Below are 16153 nucleotides of genomic sequence, written 5' to 3' on the forward strand. Positions count from 1 at the left end.
CGCGCCCCGCGCCGCCGCCGGCCCGCACCGCGCCACCGGCGCCACGGCCCACCCCTGCGGCCGAGCCCCGCGAACGGCTGGACACCCGCCTGGCGCAGGAACTGGTGCGGCTCGATCCCGCCGAGCGCCCGGACCCGGTGTGGGACCTGGACCATCCCGATGCGCTGGAGATGGCCCGCCAAGGCCCGCCGACGAACCTGCTGGACACCCCCAGCGCCTTCCTGCCCAGTGGCCTGACTGAAACCCCCGCGGTCACCCATTTCCCACGGACGCTGCAGCTGCCCGCCCGCGAGCCGGCTCCCGCGCCAGCCACCGCACCAGATACCCCTGCAGTTCCAGCCCCTGCGACGCCTCACCCCACGCCCGAGGTACCGGCTGACGACGGCACGCCGACCGATGCGCCGGCCCCTGAGCCCACGCCCTCGACGCCGGCAGCCGCCCACGCCCCTGCGCCAGAACCTGCGCCAGCCCCATTGGCCCCATCGGCCCCCTTGGCCGTCGACCCCTGTCCAGCCCCGGCGCCTGAAGCACCGCCTGACCCTCCCGCGCCCGAGCCGGCGCACCCCATGGCAGGCCAGGGCCAGGCAGACTCCGTACCGCCCTGGGCCGACGAGCCCCCGGGCCAAGAAGCCCCTGCAGGGAATCCGCAAGACACGGCAGCCCCGGCAGAGATCGCGCACCGTGACGAGGCGCCGGGCCTGACCCTCCCCGCCACCGACATGGCGCCGGCGACAGCTCCCCCGGCGCCCTTACCCGCCCCCCCCGCAGTACCCAACCCCCTCCAGCCTGAAGCGCCGCAGCCTCTCCTGGAAGCCGCCCCGGGCGACCCGGCAAGCGACCCGGCACAGGCCCTAGCGTCTGACACCGGCGCCACGGACAGCTCAGCCGCCGAGCCGGAAGCCGTCCCGCCGCCGGCTATCCCCGCTCCTCCAGACCCTCCACCTCCATCCGACCCCGCCCCCGCAGCACCGGCAGACGCCGAGCGCACCGCCGCCACGCCGCCCGCGGTGCAGGCTCGATTTCTGCAGCAGGCCGAGCGGGCGCAGCGCTGGCAGTCATGGCCGGTGCGGGCAGCCCTGTGCGCCGCAGCGCTGTTGCTGGGCGCCACGGCGGCGGGTCAACTGGCCTACACGCAGCGGGACGGCCTGGCCGCCCAGCTGCCCGCACTGGCGCCTGCCCTGCACTGGGGTTGCCGCCAGCTCGGCTGCGAAGTGCAGGCGCCCCGTGTGCTGGAGGCCCTGAGCCTGCAGGCCAGCCACATCCACCAGACCCAAGTCTCCGGCGTGCTGCGCCTGAGCGTGGAGCTGCACAACAAGGCACGCCATGCCGTGCGCGCACCGGCCCTGGAGCTCACCTTGACCGACTCCCAGGGCGCCGTGCTGAGCCGGCGCATCCTGCGCCCGGAGGAGCTTCAGGCACCCGCCTCGCTGGCCGGCGGCGAAGCCTGGCTGCCCGAGGCACTGATCCAAGTCGGTGGGCTGGCCGTCTCGGGCTTTACCGTCGAGGCCCTCTATCTTTGAACCTCCATCCGGCCGGCCCCCCAGGTGCCAGCCGGCCTTCCCCCTGCACAGGACCTGCAAGCACCATGGCCATCCTCGTCAGCGGCTCTCTCGCCTTCGACACCATCACCAACTTCCCGGGCCGCTTCGCGGACCAGATCCTGCCGGACCAGGTGCACATCCTGAACGTGTCCTTCCTGGTGCCAACCCTCAGGCGCGAACTGGGCGGTTGCGCGGGCAACATCGCCTACACCTTGCGGGCCCTGGGCAGCACGCCGGTGGTGTTGGCCGCGCTGGGCAATGACGGTGGCGACTACCTGGCCCGCATGCAGGCCCAGGGCATGGACACCCGGCAGGTGCTGACCGTGGCCGACACCTACACCGCACAGGCCATCATCATCACCGACGCGGACAACAACCAGATCACCGCCTTCCACCCCGGCGCCATGATGCGGGCACATGAAATCGGCCTGCCCGAGGAGCGCAGCCAGATCCGCCTGGCCCTGATCGGCCCGGATGGCCGCGAGGCCATGCTGCGACGCGCCCAGGACTTGGCCGACGCCGGCATTCCCTTCGTGTTCGACCCGGGCCAGGGGCTGCCCATGTTCAACGGGGAGGAACTGGCCGCCTTCGTGGCCAAGGCGCGCTGGGTCGCCCTCAACGACTATGAGGCGCGCATGCTGACCGACCGCATGGGCACCGACCTGGCCACGCTGTCGCGCTCGCACCTGGCGGGCGTCATCGTGACCCTGGGGGCGGATGGTTGCGAGGTCTGGATCCAAGGCGAGTGCCACCGCGTGGCCGGCGTACAGGCCGACGCAGTGCTGGACCCGACCGGCTGCGGCGACGCCTTCCGCGGCGGCCTGCTGCACGGCCTGGAACAGGGCTGGGACCTGCTGCGCTGCGTGCGCCTGGGCAACCGCCTGGGTGCGCTCAAGATCGCCTGCCGCGGCGGCCAGAACCATGTGGTGAGCCCGGAGCTTCTGGCCCAGGCCTGATCGCTGCATGCGCGGACCGCCCGCCATGGGGTGCTCAACCTCCCCGCCGCGGCGTGAAACGACAAAAAAAGGCCGGTCAGGGACCGGCCTTTCTCTTGGCGGGAACGCGGGTTCAGGACGGCTTGGTGCCGGTCGGGAACGGCCAGGCGGCGGTCGCGCTGAGCGTCGTCTTGGCGGCGCTGGCGGCCTTCTTGGCCTTCTTCGGCGCCGGTGCAGCCTCGGTGGCCGGCGCAGCGTCGGCCTTCTTGGCAGCCTTCTTGGCTGCGGCCTTCACCACCGGCTTGTCGGCCGGGGCAGGCGCCGGAGCGGGCGCTGCCGCCTTCTTGGCTGCAGCCTTCACCACCGGCTTGTCGGCCGGCGCGGGGGCCGGTGCCGGAGCGGGCGCTGCCGCCTCAGCCTTCTTGGCCGACTTCTTGGCCGCCTTCACCACCGGCTTGTCGGCCGGGGCCGGGGCGGGCGCTGCCGCCTCAGCCTTCTTGGCCGCCTTCTTGGCGGCCTTCACCACCGGCTTGTCGGCCGGGGCCGGGGCCGGTGCGGGTGCCGCCGCCTCGGCCTTCTTGACCGACTTCTTGGCCGCCTTCACTACCGGCTTGTCGGCCGGGGCCGGGGCCGGCGCTGCCGCCTCGGCCTTCTTGGCCGACTTCTTGGCGGCCTTCACCACCGGCTTGTCGGCCGGGGCCGGGGCCGGCGCGGGCGCTGCCGCCTCAGCCTTCTTGGCCGACTTCTTGGCGGCCTTCACCACCGGCTTGTCGGCCGGCGCGGGAGCCGGTGCCGGGGCAGGCGCTGCCGCCTCAGCCTTCTTGGCCGACTTCTTGGCGGCCTTCACCACCGGCTTGTCAGCCGGTGCGGGGGCCGGTGCCGGAGCCGCCACGGCCTTCTCGGCCTTGGGTGCAGCCTTCTTGGCTGCCTTGGGGGCCGGCGTGACCACCGGTTCCACCGCCGCTTCGGTCTTCTTCGCGGCGGCCTTCTTTGCAGTTGCCATCACTCTCTCCTAGATCAAGTTGCAAATGGACGATCCGGCGGCACCGTCCGCCGGCTGCCAACCGCCCTCTTGTCATCTCCGCGGCGCCTCGCGCCGCGGATGCCTCCCCGGCGCGGTCTCCGGGAATCCAGACCGGGATCGAGCAACGGGCACTGCCCGCACCCAGTCCTCAGTCCCAGCTCAGTGCGCCACCGGATTGGTATTCGATGACGCGGGTTTCAAAGAAATTACGTTCCTTCTTCAGGTCGATCATCTCGCTCATCCACGGGAACGGGTTTTCCTCGTTCGGGAAGAGCGGATCCAGGCCGATCTGCGTGGCGCGACGGTTGGCGATGTAGCGCAGATAGCCCTTGAACATGCTGGCGTTCAAGCCCAGCACGCCACGCGGCATGGTGTCCTCGGCATAGCGGTACTCCAGGTCCACCGCCTTGATGAACAGCGACTTGATCTCCGCCTTGAACTCGGGGGTCCACAGCAGCGGGTTCTCCAGCTTGAGCTGGTTGATCAGGTCGATGCCGAAGTTGCAGTGCATCGACTCGTCACGCAGGATGTACTGGTACTGCTCGGCCGCACCGGTCATCTTGTTCTGCCGCCCCAGGGCCAGGATCTGGGTGAAGCCCACGTAGAAGAACAAGCCCTCCATCAGGCAGGCAAAGACGATGAGCGACTTCAGCAGCTTCTGGTCGTTCTCGAAGGTGCCCGTCTTGAAGTTCGGGTCCATGATCTCGTCGATGAACGGGATCAGGAACTCGTCCTTGTCACGGATGGACGACACCTCGTGGTACGCGTTGAAGATCTCGCCCTCGTCCAACCCCAGCGACTCCACGATGTACTGGTAGGCGTGGGTATGGATGGCCTCCTCAAAGGCCTGGCGCAGCAGGAACTGCCGGCACTCCGGCGCCGTGATGTGGCGGTAGGTGCCCAACGTGATGTTGTTGGCCGCCAGCGAATCGGCCGTGACGAAGAAGCCGAGGTTGCGCTTGATGATGCGGCGCTCGTCCTCGCTCAGCCCGTTGGGATCCTTCCACAGGGCGATGTCGCGGGACATGTTGATCTCCTGCGGCATCCAGTGGTTGGCGCAGGTGGCGAGGTACTTCTCCCAGGCCCACTTGTACTTGAAGGGGACGAGCTGGTTGACGTCGGTCTGGCCGTTGATGATGCGCTTGTCGGCGACGTTGACGCGCCGGTTGGCCGCAGAGGCCACCGAGGCAGAAGCAGCCGGCGCGCCACGCAGCGACTCGGCAGCCCGCGCAATGTGGCTCACAGCCTGAGCCTGTGAGGCATTGCCCACCACGGAGGGCACCATGCCGGACGCCTGCTCCGGGCGCGGGAAGGCCTGACCGGCCGACTGCAGGGGAGAGGAGGAGAGCGCCGTGGCACGTTCGGCCTCGGCAGTTCCGGTTCGCGGGGTGGCGCGTTGAGGGGGCGTCGGGACGCTCGGCGCGTCGTCTTCCCAGACCAGCATGGTGTGTTTCCTGATAGCAAGAATTATCGGGGGCGGTTCCGTGAAACACCAAGCGATTCGTGCAGAAAACGCCGGTTGCCGCACGGATCGCCGGCGGTGGCGCGGGCCCGAAGGCGCTGCGGCGCACCACCGGCGGCTGCCGGCGTCCGCCGGGCCGTCAGGCCGCGGCGGCGAGAGCGGTCACTGGCACGCCTCGCAGGTGGGGTCGTCCACGCCGCAGAACTTGATGTCGGTGGCCGGGCCGGCCTCGGCAGCCAGCATGGCCTGCGCCTGCTGCGCAGCGCGGTCCAGGGCAGACATCCCACCACCCGCCCCGGCAGACACGGCGTTGAGCTGGCCCGCGGCGATGGTGCTCTTCTCCGCATGGGTCGCGCCCATGGTGCGCAGGTAGTAGGTGGTCTTCAGGCCACGCACCCAGGCGAGCTTGTAGGTCTCGTCGAGCTTCTTGCCCGAGGCGCCCGCCAGGTACAGGTTCAGCGACTGCGCTTGATCGATCCACTTCTGGCGGCGAGAGGCGGCCTCGACCAACCAACCGGCCTCCACCTCGAAGGCGGTGGCGTACAAGCGCTTGAGCTCCTCGGGCACGCGGTCGATGCGGCGCAGGCTGCCGTCGTAGTGCTTGAGGTCCATGACCATCACGTTGTCCCACAAGCCCAGGGCCTTGAGGTCGCGCACCAGGTACTCATTGACCACGGTGAACTCGCCTGACAGGTTGGACTTGACCGACAGGTTGCTGAACGCAGGCTCGATGGAAGCGTCCACACCGATGATGTTGGAGATGGTGGCGGTGGGGGCGATGGCCACGCAGTTGGAGTTGCGCATGCCGTGGACCGCGATCTGGCGCCGCAGGGCGTCCCAGTCCAGGCTCATGCTGCGATCCACTTCCAGGTAGCCACCGCGGGCCTGGGCCAGCAGCTCCAGCGAGTCGATGGGCAGGATGCCGCGGTCCCACAGCGAACCCCGGTAGCTGCTGTAGCGGCCGCGCTCGGCTGCCAGTTCGCTGGAGGCCCAGTAGGCGAAGTAGCAGATGGCCTCCATGGAGCGGTCGGCAAAGGCCACCGCTTCGGCACTGGCGTACGGGGTGCGCAGCTGGTAGAGCGCGTCCTGGAAGCCCATCAGGCCCAGGCCCACCGGACGGTGGCGCAGGTTGCTGTCGCGGGCCTTCTTGACGGCGTAGTAGTTGATGTCGATGACGTTGTCGAGCATGCGCATCGCGGTGGACACCGTGCGACGCAGCTTGTCCAGGTCCAGGGTCTTGCCCTGCTCACCCTCGTGCAGGTGCTGGGCCAGGTTGACCGAGCCCAGGTTGCACACGGCGATCTCGCTGTCGTTGGTGTTGAGCGTGATCTCGGTGCACAGGTTCGAGGAGTGCACGACGCCGACATGCTGCTGGGGCGAGCGCAGGTTGCAGGCATCCTTGAAGGTGATCCACGGGTGCCCGGTCTCGAACAGCATGGTCAGCATCTTGCGCCACAGGTCCTTGGCGGGCAGACGCTTGAAGAGCTTGATCTCGCCGCGGTCGGCCTTGGCCTCGTAGGCGGTGTAGGCGGCCTCGAACTCGGCGCCCACCAGGTCATGCAGGTCCGGGCAGGTGGACGGGCTGAACAGTGTCCAGTCGCCACCTTCCATCACACGCTTCATGAACAGGTCCGGAATCCAGTTCGCGGTGTTCATGTCGTGGGTGCGGCGGCGGTCGTCGCCGGTGTTCTTGCGCAGCTCCAGGAACTCTTCGATGTCCAGGTGCCAGCTCTCCAGGTAAGCGCAGACCGCCCCCTTGCGCTTGCCCCCCTGGTTGACGGCCACCGCGGTGTCGTTGACCACCTTGAGGAAGGGCACGACGCCCTGGCTCTTGCCGTTGGTGCCCTTGATGTAGCTGCCCAGGGCGCGAACGGGGGTCCAGTCATTGCCCAGGCCGCCCGCAAACTTGGACAGCAGCGCGTTCTCCTTCAGCGCCTCATAGATGCCATCGAGGTCGTCGGAGACCGTGGTCAGGTAGCAACTAGACAGCTGCGAGCGACGGGTGCCGGCATTGAACAGCGTGGGCGTGCTCGACATGAAGTCGAAGCTCGAGAGCACGTTGTAGAACTCGATGGCGCGCGCCTCGCGGTCGATCTCGTTGAGGGCCAGGCCCATCGCCACGCGCATGAAGAAGGCCTGCGGCATCTCGATGCGCTGCTCGTCGATGTGCAGGAAGTAGCGGTCGAACAGGGTCTGCAGGCCCAGGTAGTCGAACTGCAGGTCGCGGCTGGCGTCCAGCGCGGCGCCCAGTTTGGCCAGGTCGAACTGCAGCAGCTTGTCGTCCAGCAACTCGGCCTCCACGCCCTTCTTGATGAAGCGCGGGAAGTAATCGGCGTAGCGCTCGGCCATCTCGCCTTGCGTCAGCTCTTCACCGAGGATCTCACGGCGGATGGTGTGCAGCAGCAGGCGGGCGGTGGCGCGGGTGTAGGCCGGCTCCAGCTCGATCAGCGTGCGGGCGGCCAGGATGGCGGCTTTGTAGACCTCGTCGATGGGCACGCCGTCGTAGAGGTTGCGGCGGGTCTCGGCCAGGATGGGCTCGGGGCGGACGTCAGCGCCCAGGCCGGCGCAGGCGGACTCGACCAGGGCCTTGAGCCGGGCCTCATCCAGGGGCACGCGCTGACCGCCATCGATGACATACAGGGCATGCGCCGGCTCGGCGGCGGCCTTCTCGGACTGCTGGCGTGCGCGCTCCTGGGCGCGGCGCTCGCGGTAGAGCACATAGGCGCGGGCCACTTCATGGTGACCACCGCGCACCAGGCCCAGCTCCACCTGGTCCTGCACATCCTCAATGGGGAAAGTGCCCCCTGCCGGACGCGAACGCATCAGGGCGCGCACCACGGCCTCGGTCAACGACTCCACGGTGTCGCGCACGCTGGCCGAGGCCGCGCCGTGGGTGCCATGCACCGCCAGAAAAGCCTTCATCAGTGCCACGGCGATCTTGTTGGGCTCAAAGGCCACCACCGCGCCGTTGCGGCGGATGATCTGGTACGACTGGTAGGCCGCAGCAGCGGTGGGCGCAGCAGCGTCATCGCCGCGCAGGGGCAGCGAAGCGGGCGTCGGGAGGGAGGCGTCCAGATGCATGGGTTGACCTTTGCAGAGGGGCAAAAAAGGAAAGGACCCGCCCGGGCTCCACGACAGCGGGACCCAGCCAGGAACAAAGGGAAAAGAGCGTCCCGGACGGCTCCTCCGGAGCCGTCTGCGGCGTACTGCAGGAAGGCGGAGGGCGCCTGCTGGGCGCTCAGGAGTCGGGTGGAGAGGTCTGGCGCTGACCCGCAGGACGGCCATCTCTCCGGCGCACACCTGTCGCGCCGGCAGGCAGGCCGAGGGCTTGCGCTGTACGCCGGGCAGCGTTGTGGTCAGGTGATGCGTCCATGAGCTCCACTATATATGGTGCCGACAAGACCTTCAAGCACTAGCGGTAGTGCCCCCAAGGGCAACAGGCCCCTCTCCGGGAAAATCCCACGGCAGCCGCTCCCCGGCGGCACAGACAGCGGCTGACGGCCGCAGCGCCTGCTGCAGGGCCGTCCAATCAAAGCCTGGACCGGGGTCCTGCTTGCGGCCCGGCGCCACATGCTCATGCCCGGACAGGGCGGCGATGCCCCACCGGCTGCGCAGCGCCTGCAGCAGGGGCACCAGGGCCTGGTACTGCCCGCGCTCGAAGCGCTCCCCCTCCAGCCCTTCGAGCTCGATGCCCACGGAGTAGTCGTTGCAGTTCTCGCGGCCGCGCCACGACGACCGGCCGGCATGCCAGGCACGCCGCCGCACATCCACAAACTGCCAGATCTCGCCGTCGCGTCGAATCCAGAAGTGCGCGGAGACCTCCAGACCGACCAGGCCGGCGTAATAAGGATGTGCGCCGGTGTCCAGGCGGTTGAGGAAGAGGGCCGGCACATCCAGACCGCCGTACTGGCCAGGCGGCAGGCTGATGCTGTGAATCACCGCCAGCTCCAGCGCCATGCCGGGTGGTCGGATGCCATGGTTGGGTGAGGCGCACCATCGGTCCGCCCCCTGCCACCAGCCCTGCGCCCAGGCCGGCTCGGCGCCCGGGCGCTGCCACCCGTGCGGCACCGCGCCCGGCGGCGGACCGGCGTCGTCCTCAGGCGTCATCAGAGGCTTCTTCCTCGGAGATGCCCAGACGCGCCATGCGGTAGCGCATCTGGCGCAAGGTCAGCCCCAGCCGGGCGCCCGCGGCGGTGCGGTTGAAGCCGTGCTCCTGGAGCGCGCGCACCAGAATGATTCGCTCCACCTCGTCCAGGTGCCGGGCCAAGTCCGGCGGCAGCGCCCCGCTGTCTGCGGCGGCGCGGAACGATTCCGGCGTGAGGGAGATCGCCCCTGGGGCGGGGGCGGGCGGCTCACCTGCGGCAGACAGGACGGACGCCTCACGCAGGGGCGTCCCGGGCTCCGGGGCCCGCCCAGACCCGGCGACATCAGCCGAGGCGTCGGCCAAGCCCAGCGCCTCCTCATCCAGCAGGTCCAGCGCACTCAGGGTGACGGCACGGTGCAGCAGATTCTCCAGCTCGCGCACATTGCCCGGCAGGCGGCAGCGCTGCAAGGCCTGCTCGGCCTGGGGGGTCAGCCGGGGCACGCGCGGCAGGCCGGCGTCCCGGGCGATGCGCTGCAACAGGGCCTGGGCGATGAGCGGGATGTCACCGCCCCGGTCACGCAACGGCGGCACGTCGATGCCGATGACGTTCAGCCGGTAGAACAGGTCCTGACGGAACTGTCCGGCGCTCACCTCGTCGACCAGACGTTTGTGGGTGGCACTGACGATGCGTACATCCAATGCCGTCTCCTGCACGGCACCCAAGGGCCGCACGCAGCGCTCCTGGATGACCCGCAACAGCTTGGCCTGCATGGCCAGCGGCAGGTCGCCGATCTCGTCGAGAAAGAGGGTCCCCCCCTGGGCCGCCTGGAAGAATCCCGGCCGGTCCTCCGCCGCCCCGGTGAAGGCCCCCTTGCGGTAACCGAAGAACTCGGCCTCCAGCAGGTTCTCGGGAATGGCCCCGCAGTTGACCGCGACAAAAGGTTGCGCCGCGCGGCCGCCGCACTCATGGATGGCGCGCGCCACCAGCTCCTTGCCGGTGCCCGACTCGCCATGCACCAAGACCGGCGCCATGCCCCGGGCTACCTTCTGGACCATGGCGCGCACCCGCTGCATGGCGTCAGAGGTCCCGGCCAGCCGGTCCAGCGCCTGGGCTGCAGGGGGCACTGGCGTGCCCTCAGCCCGCCGGCCCACGGCGGCGGCCACCACCGCCCGGAACTGCTTGAGGTCCACGGGCTTGGTCAGGTAGTCGAAGGCGCCGGCCTTAAGGGCCTCCACCGCGTTCTCGGCCGACCCGTAGGCGGTGATGACGATGACCCGCTCCTGGCGATTGCTCGCCTCCAGCTCATGGACCAGGGTCATGCCACTGGCGTCGGGCAGGCGCATGTCGGTGATGACCACGTCAAAGCGTCGGGCGGCCAGCAACTGCCGGGCGTCGTCCACCGTGCCGGCGCTCTCCACCTCATAGCCCTCGCGCAGCAGGGAGAGCTCGTAGAGGGTTCTCAGATCGGGTTCGTCGTCCACGACGAGGATGGCGTGGCGGGCGGCCATGGGGAGGGTTCCTGCGGTGTGGGCGTGAGGAAAGATTCAGGACAGTCCGGCTAAGAGGCGCCCGGGTTCGGACCGCCCCTGAACAGCGGGATGCACATTCTCGCGGCGGAGCACGACCATGAACAGGTTGCCGTGAGGGGCCCCCGGCCGCCGCACGTAGTCGATGATGCCGCCATGGCGCTGACACAGCTCGCGGCAGATGTAGAGGCCCAGCCCGGTGCCGCGGCTGCGGGTCGAATGGAAGGGCTCGAAGAGGTAGCGCTCCACGTCCGGCGGGATCAGGTCCCCGTCGTTGGCCACGCACAGCCGCGCAAAGTCGCCATCCAGCGCCTCCAGCGTGACCTGCACCGCGCCGGGACATCCGCTGCTGTGCCGCAAGGCGTTGTCCAGGAGGTTGACCAGCACCCGGCGCAGGTGGTGTGGATCGAAGAGCACCGGCAAGGCGCCAGCCGGTGGCAGCAGGTGCAACACGCCCTCTTCGCCCACAGGCACGCCAGCGGTCCGCCCCCACTCCTCGACGACGGCACGCACCTCCTCCACCAGTTCGATGACGGGCGAGGGCTGACCTCCCGCAGGCGCAGCCTCCAGCACGTCCTCCACAATGCGCTTGAGGCGCTCCACGTTGTCGCCGATCATGCGTCCCAGCAGGCGTTGGTCCGGCCGCAGGCCGCTGTCCTCCAGCAACAGGGCATTGGCCTGGGACACCGCGGCCAGCGGGTTGCGGATCTCATGGGCAATGCTGGTGGAGATGCGACCGATGCTCACCAGACGCTCCTGGCGCTGGCGGTCCTCGATACGTCGCAGCTCCTCCACGAACACCACCGCCAGCGGCTCGCCCAGCCCCTGCCCGGCATCGCCCTCCAGCAATTCTCCCGGCCCCAGCAGCCCGGTGGTGAAGCGAACGCGCACACGCATCCATTGCGGCACACCGTCGTCGCCGCCACCCAGGGCCACGTCGCTGCCGGGGTCAGGCCAGTGGCCGGACAGGAAGGCCCGCTCCAGCGCCAAGCTCAGGCTGCGCCAGGCCGACCGGCTGCTCAGGCTGAAACCGGCACCAGGGGTCTCGGCGCCCAGCCCGAGCAGCGCACGTGCCGCGCGGTTGGCCATGCGCACCTGCTGCGCACGGTCGACCACGAGCACCCCCTCAGCCATCTCCTCGATGACCAGGTGGCTGAGCGCGGCCTGCTGGTGGGCCAACCCCAGGCTGCCCAGCGCTGCCCGCTCCTCGGAAGCCACCCAGCTGGCCATTTGGCCGGAGAACAGGGTCACGGTGAACAACCCCGCCCCCACCAGCCCGGCCTGCATCAGGTGGCTGGCCCCATCAGGCCCCAAAAAACTCTTGAGCGCCACCAGCAGCAGGGCCAGACTCATGGCGGAGACGGTGGCCAGTGCCGGCACCCAGGTGCTCAGCACCCCGGCCATCATCGCCGGCAGCACCAGCAGGGCTGCATAGCTCAGGTTGCCTGTACTGCCCAAGGCGTGCATGGTGGAGAACGCCGCCGCGTCCACCGCGACCGTGGCCCACCACTGCCGCAGCGTGATGCGGCCGGCATCGGCCGAGCGGTAGGACGGCAGGGCCCAGCAGCACAAGGCCTGCACCGCATAGAGGCCGCCCAAGGCCATGAGCCCCCGGCCGATGCCGCCGCTGGCCAGCCAATGGCCGCCCTGCACCAGCACCAGGATCAACGCCAAGAGTGCCCGCGCCACCACGTAGGTGGCGAAGATGCGCCGCTGGGCCAGGTCCCCGTCCTGCACCACCTGCCTGAGCGTGCGCTGCAGCGCCTGTCCCGAAGGAACGGCCGTGGTGTCAGGATTCACCGGCTGCCTCCCCGAGCCGCACCGGGCCCCACCCAGCGCCGCGCCATGGGCCAGGACGCTGCATCAGCGCGGGTCCGCCGGCGGGGTGCAGGGCTGTGCCGAAGCGCAGACCCAGACCGCCCCGTCGGCCACAGCCTCGGACGGCGGCAGCAGCCGACCGCAGCGCGCGCAGGGCACCAGCGTTTGGGGCATGCCCACACCGGGCGCCGTTGACGGGCCGCCCGGTTCCTCGGCCCGGCCTCGCCGGCCCACCGCCTTCAGCAGACGCCACACCAGCCAGGCCAGCGCCAGGCCCCACAACACGCGCACCAGCATCGCCACCGATCCTCCCCGCAGACGCGCCCCGCCTGCCGCTCAACCTGGCGGCCGGCGGATCAGCACTTCCATCACGAAACGCGAGCCGACATAGGCCAGCAGCAGCAGCAAGGTTCCGGCGTACAGCCAGCGCGTGGCGCGCAGCCCCCGCCAGCCCTGCAGGCGGCGCCCGGCCACCAGGGCCGCAAAGGTCAGCCAACCCAAGCTGGACAGCACCGTCTTGTGGTCCCAGCGCCATTGCCCCGACACCGCTCCCAGCAACATGGCCAGGGAGAGCACCACAAAGCCCGCCTCCACGAAGCGGAAAGTCAGCCGTTCGAGCTTGAGCAGGGGCAGGCCCAGCACCACCCCCGGCCGGCGCTCGCGCAGCTGCCGGTCGGCGGCATCCAGCATCAAACCGTGAAGCACCGCAGCCCCGAACAAACCGTAGGACGCGATGCCCAGCAGCCAGTGCACGGGCGACCAGGGAGAGTGCGCCACGACCAGTGCCTCGCCCGGAAACCAGGCCCCCACCAGCACGGCAGCGGCCCCTAGCGCAGCCAGCACCCGACGCACGGTGCCCACCTGGACAAAGCGGGCCTCCACCGCGTGGACCAGCAACACCAGCCAGACGGTGAAGGACAGGACGGGCCCGAAGCCCATCCGCACCCCGTCGCCCTCATGCCAGAGCGCGGCCAACATCAGGGTGATCCCATGGCAGCCCCAGCCCAGCAGCCAGGCCTGCCGTGGCCACGGCCGCGCGTCGGTTGCCCGCAGCAAAGACGCCAGGTAACCGGCCACCGCCAGCCCGGGACCCAGGGTCGCAAGGGGGGGGGATAAAATCATCGCCACAGTGTACCGGCGCGCAGCAAGCGCGACCCTCATGTCGGGGGCCCTGCGCGCGAACCTCATGGCGTCGACCCTCACAGAACGCCTGTCCAGACTGGTCAAGACCGTCCGTGGACAGGCCCGCATCACCGAATCCAACGTCCAGGACATGCTGCGCGAAGTGCGCATGGCCCTGCTGGAGGCGGACGTCGCACTGCCCGTGGTGCGCGACTTCATCCAGCGCGTGAAGGACAAGGCCCTGGGCCAGGAGGTCGTCGGCTCGCTCAACCCCGGCCAGGTGCTGGTCAGCATCGTCCACAAGGAGCTGGCCGCCACCATGGGCGAAGGGGTGGCCGACCTGAACCTGGCGGCCCAGCCGCCGGCCATCATCCTGATGGCCGGCCTGCAGGGGGCGGGCAAGACCACCACCACCGCCAAGCTGGCCAAACACCTGATCGAGAAGCGCAAGAAGAAGGTGCTGACGGTTTCGGCCGACGTGTACCGCCCTGCCGCCATCGAGCAGCTCAAGACCGTGACGGCCCAGGCGGGCGCCGAGTGGTTTGCCTCCACCCCCGACCAGAAGCCTCGCGACATCGCCCTGGCCGCGCTGGACTGGGCCAAGCGCCACTACTTTGATGTGCTGCTGGTGGACACCGCCGGCCGCCTGGCCATCGATGAAGCCCTGATGGCCGAGATCCGAGATCTGCACGCCACGCTGCGCCCAGTGGAGACGCTGTTCGTCGTCGATGCGATGCAGGGTCAAGACGCCATCAACACCGCGCGCGCCTTCAAGGAAGCACTGCCGCTGACCGGCATCGTGCTGACCAAGCTGGACGGCGATGCCCGGGGCGGGGCCGCGCTCAGCGTGCGGCAGGTGACCGGGGCCCCCATCAAGTTTGCCGGCGTCTCCGAGAAGATCGACGGACTGGAGGTGTTCGATGCCGACCGCCATGCCGGGCGCGTGCTGGGCATGGGCGACATCGTCGCCCTGGTCGAGGAGGTCACCAAGGGCGTGGACCTGGCCGCGGCGCAAAAGCTGGCGGAGAAGGTCAAGTCAGGCTCCGGCTTCGACCTCAACGACTTCCTGGCCCAGTTGGGTCAGATGAAGAAGATGGGCGGACTGGGCCAGTTGATGGACAAGCTGCCCACCCACCTCGCGGCCAAGGCCGGACAGGCCGACCTGAACCGGGCCGAAAAGGACATGCGTCGCATGGAGGGCATCCTGAGCGCCATGACGGCCAAGGAACGGGCTCACCCCGCCCTGCTGCTGGACGGCAAGTCCAAGGCCAGTCGCAAGCGGCGTATCGCTCAAGGGGCCGGTGTCCAGGTTCAGGAGGTCAACCGCGTGCTCAACCAGTTCGAGCAGATGCAGACCATGATGAAGAAGATGAAGGGCGGCGGCCTCTTCAAGATGATGAAGCGCATGGGCGGCATGAAGGGCATGATGCCTCCGGGCTTCCCGGGCGCCTGAAGCCGCTCACGGCGGCGAACCTCTCCAAGGCGCGCCGCCGATCGCCTCAACCCACCAGGGCGCGGGCGAACTCCTCGGCGTCAAAGGTCTGGAGATCCTCCAGCTTTTCGCCCACGCCGATGAAATAGACCGGGATCGCGCAAGCCTCGCCCCGCTGCTGGGCCCGCTGGCGCGACCACAAGGCGATGGCGGCGAGCACCCCGCCCTTGGCGGTACCGTCAAGCTTGGTGACGATGAGGCCCGTCAGGCCCAAGGCCTCATCAAAGGCCTTCACCTGGGCCAAGGCGTTCTGGCCGGTGTTGCCATCCAGCACCAGCAGCACCTCATGCGGGGCCTGCGCATCGGCCTTGGCAATCACGCGCTTGACCTTCTTGAGCTCCTCCATCAGGTGGAGCTGGGTCGGCAGGCGTCCGGCCGTGTCGGCGATGACCACGTCACAGCCACGGGCCTTGCCGGCCGAGACGGCATCAAAACTCACCGCCGCCGGATCCCCCCCGGCCTGGGAGACGATCTCCACCCGGTTGCGGTCGGCCCAGACCCCCAGTTGTTCGCGGGCCGCGGCACGGAAGGTGTCGGCGGCCGCCAGCAGCACCCGCTTGTCGGCCTCAGCCAGGTGGCGGGTGAGCTTGCCGATGCTGGTGGTCTTGCCGGCGCCGTTGACGCCGACCACCATCATCACGGTGGTGTCGTACCGGCCGACCTCCAGCGAACGCTGCAAGGGCTGCAACAGCTCCGCCAGGCCGGCCACCAGCAGCTCACGGGCCTGCTGCCCGTCCTTGCAGCCGGTTTGCCGCACCCGCTTGCGCAAGTCGTCCAGCAGGTACTGGGTGGCCGCCACGCCTGCGTCCGCCTGAAGCAAAGCGGCCTCCAAGTCCTCATAGAGGGCCTCGTCCAGGGTCTGGCCCTTGAAGACCTGGGCAATGCTCGCCCCAGTCTTGGCCAAGCCCTGACGCAGCCGGGAGAACCAACCGGCACGCGGCGCAGGCGCAGGCGCAGGCGCAGGGGCGGGCGCCGGCGACACGACAGGCGACTGTGCCGGTGCCGGTGTCGAGAGGGCAGCCGGTGCGGCCGGTGTGGCAGGAGCCAGGGGGACGGCCGCGGGCGGCAAGGGCTGCGCCGCCGGGGCAACTGGCGGCGGCACCGCCGCCGGCTTCTTCTTGAAAAAGCTGAACATCGTGCCGGGATTC

Annotated in this window: 12 protein-coding genes; 3 read left to right on the plus strand and 9 right to left on the minus strand. The window is 69.5% G+C overall.

Annotated elements, in window-relative coordinates:
- A partial coding sequence (locus G3A44_RS23300; RefSeq protein WP_203561459.1) for a DUF3426 domain-containing protein occupies positions 1–1520 on the plus strand: 1520 nt, incomplete at its 5' end.
- A gap of 65 nt (positions 1521–1585) precedes the next feature.
- Positions 1586–2497 (plus strand): carbohydrate kinase family protein, encoded by a 912-nt coding sequence (locus G3A44_RS17815; protein WP_163459107.1) that lies wholly within the window; start codon positions 1586–1588, stop codon positions 2495–2497.
- Positions 2498–2609: 112 nt separating this feature from the next.
- On the opposite strand, the gene G3A44_RS17820 is transcribed toward G3A44_RS17815, so the two are convergent.
- From G3A44_RS17820 to G3A44_RS17855, 8 genes are all read right to left on the minus strand, one after another.
- The gene (locus G3A44_RS17820; RefSeq protein WP_163459108.1) at positions 2610–3479 is read right to left on the minus strand and encodes a hypothetical protein; all 870 of its coding nucleotides are present in this window, start codon (positions 3477–3479) and stop codon (positions 2610–2612) included.
- Positions 3480–3648: 169 nt separating this feature from the next.
- Complete coding sequence (locus tag G3A44_RS17825; RefSeq protein ID WP_239061945.1) at positions 3649–4944, minus strand: ribonucleotide-diphosphate reductase subunit beta; 1296 nt, start codon at positions 4942–4944, stop codon at positions 3649–3651.
- A 180-nt stretch (positions 4945–5124) separates the two neighbouring features.
- A complete protein-coding gene (locus tag G3A44_RS17830; RefSeq protein ID WP_163459109.1) occupies positions 5125–8043 on the minus strand; it encodes a ribonucleoside-diphosphate reductase subunit alpha in 2919 nt (972 codons plus the stop codon).
- Between the two features lie 324 nt (positions 8044–8367).
- On the minus strand, positions 8368–9069 hold the full coding sequence (gene ampD / locus G3A44_RS17835; protein ID WP_163459110.1) for a 1,6-anhydro-N-acetylmuramyl-L-alanine amidase AmpD: 702 nt from the start codon (positions 9067–9069) through the stop codon (positions 8368–8370).
- Positions 9059–10555: a sigma-54-dependent transcriptional regulator gene (locus G3A44_RS17840; protein ID WP_163459111.1), complete on the minus strand. Its 1497-nt coding sequence runs from the start codon at positions 10553–10555 to the stop codon at positions 9059–9061. The genes ampD and G3A44_RS17840 overlap by 11 nt, the downstream gene beginning before the upstream one ends.
- 36 nt (positions 10556–10591) lie before the next feature.
- Positions 10592–12373, minus strand: coding sequence for an ATP-binding protein (locus G3A44_RS23695; protein ID WP_163459112.1), 1782 nt, complete (start codon positions 12371–12373; stop codon positions 10592–10594).
- A 63-nt stretch (positions 12374–12436) separates the two neighbouring features.
- Positions 12437–12688: a hypothetical protein gene (locus G3A44_RS17850; RefSeq protein WP_163459113.1), complete on the minus strand. Its 252-nt coding sequence runs from the start codon at positions 12686–12688 to the stop codon at positions 12437–12439.
- Positions 12689–12727: 39 nt separating this feature from the next.
- Positions 12728–13513, minus strand: a complete 786-nt coding sequence (locus tag G3A44_RS17855; RefSeq protein WP_163459114.1) for a cytochrome C assembly family protein — start codon at positions 13511–13513, stop codon at positions 12728–12730.
- A gap of 64 nt (positions 13514–13577) precedes the next feature.
- Here G3A44_RS17855 and ffh point away from each other — a divergent pair, with 64 nt between their 5' ends.
- Positions 13578–14966: a signal recognition particle protein gene (gene ffh / locus G3A44_RS17860; protein ID WP_163459115.1), complete on the plus strand. Its 1389-nt coding sequence runs from the start codon at positions 13578–13580 to the stop codon at positions 14964–14966.
- Between the two features lie 46 nt (positions 14967–15012).
- Here ffh and ftsY read toward each other — a convergent pair whose 3' ends face one another.
- On the minus strand, positions 15013–16140 hold the full coding sequence (gene ftsY, locus G3A44_RS17865) for a signal recognition particle-docking protein FtsY (RefSeq protein ID WP_163459116.1): 1128 nt from the start codon (positions 16138–16140) through the stop codon (positions 15013–15015).
- Between the last annotated feature and the right edge of the window lie 13 nt (positions 16141–16153).

Origin of the sequence: Ideonella livida (genome assembly GCF_010499455.1) — a bacterium.
In the GTDB taxonomy this organism is placed as follows: Bacteria; Pseudomonadota; Gammaproteobacteria; order Burkholderiales; family Burkholderiaceae_C; genus Ideonella; species Ideonella livida.

Excerpts from the sequence above, each read along its gene's own strand:
- G3A44_RS17815 (WP_163459107.1), top strand. The coding sequence starts at position 1,586 with ATGGCCATCCTCGTCAGCGGCTCTCTCGCCTTCGACACCATCACCAAC.
- G3A44_RS17820 (WP_163459108.1), bottom strand. The coding sequence starts at position 3,479 with ATGGCAACTGCAAAGAAGGCCGCCGCGAAGAAGACCGAAGCGGCGGTG.
- G3A44_RS17825 (WP_239061945.1), bottom strand. The coding sequence starts at position 4,944 with ATGCTGGTCTGGGAAGACGACGCGCCGAGCGTCCCGACGCCCCCTCAA.
- G3A44_RS17830 (WP_163459109.1), bottom strand. The coding sequence starts at position 8,043 with ATGCATCTGGACGCCTCCCTCCCGACGCCCGCTTCGCTGCCCCTGCGC.
- ampD (WP_163459110.1), bottom strand. The coding sequence starts at position 9,069 with ATGACGCCTGAGGACGACGCCGGTCCGCCGCCGGGCGCGGTGCCGCAC.
- G3A44_RS17840 (WP_163459111.1), bottom strand. The coding sequence starts at position 10,555 with ATGGCCGCCCGCCACGCCATCCTCGTCGTGGACGACGAACCCGATCTG.
- G3A44_RS17850 (WP_163459113.1), bottom strand. The coding sequence starts at position 12,688 with ATGCTGGTGCGCGTGTTGTGGGGCCTGGCGCTGGCCTGGCTGGTGTGG.
- G3A44_RS17855 (WP_163459114.1), bottom strand. The coding sequence starts at position 13,513 with ATGATTTTATCCCCCCCCCTTGCGACCCTGGGTCCCGGGCTGGCGGTG.
- ffh (WP_163459115.1), top strand. The coding sequence starts at position 13,578 with ATGGCGTCGACCCTCACAGAACGCCTGTCCAGACTGGTCAAGACCGTC.
- ftsY (WP_163459116.1), bottom strand. The coding sequence starts at position 16,140 with ATGTTCAGCTTTTTCAAGAAGAAGCCGGCGGCGGTGCCGCCGCCAGTT.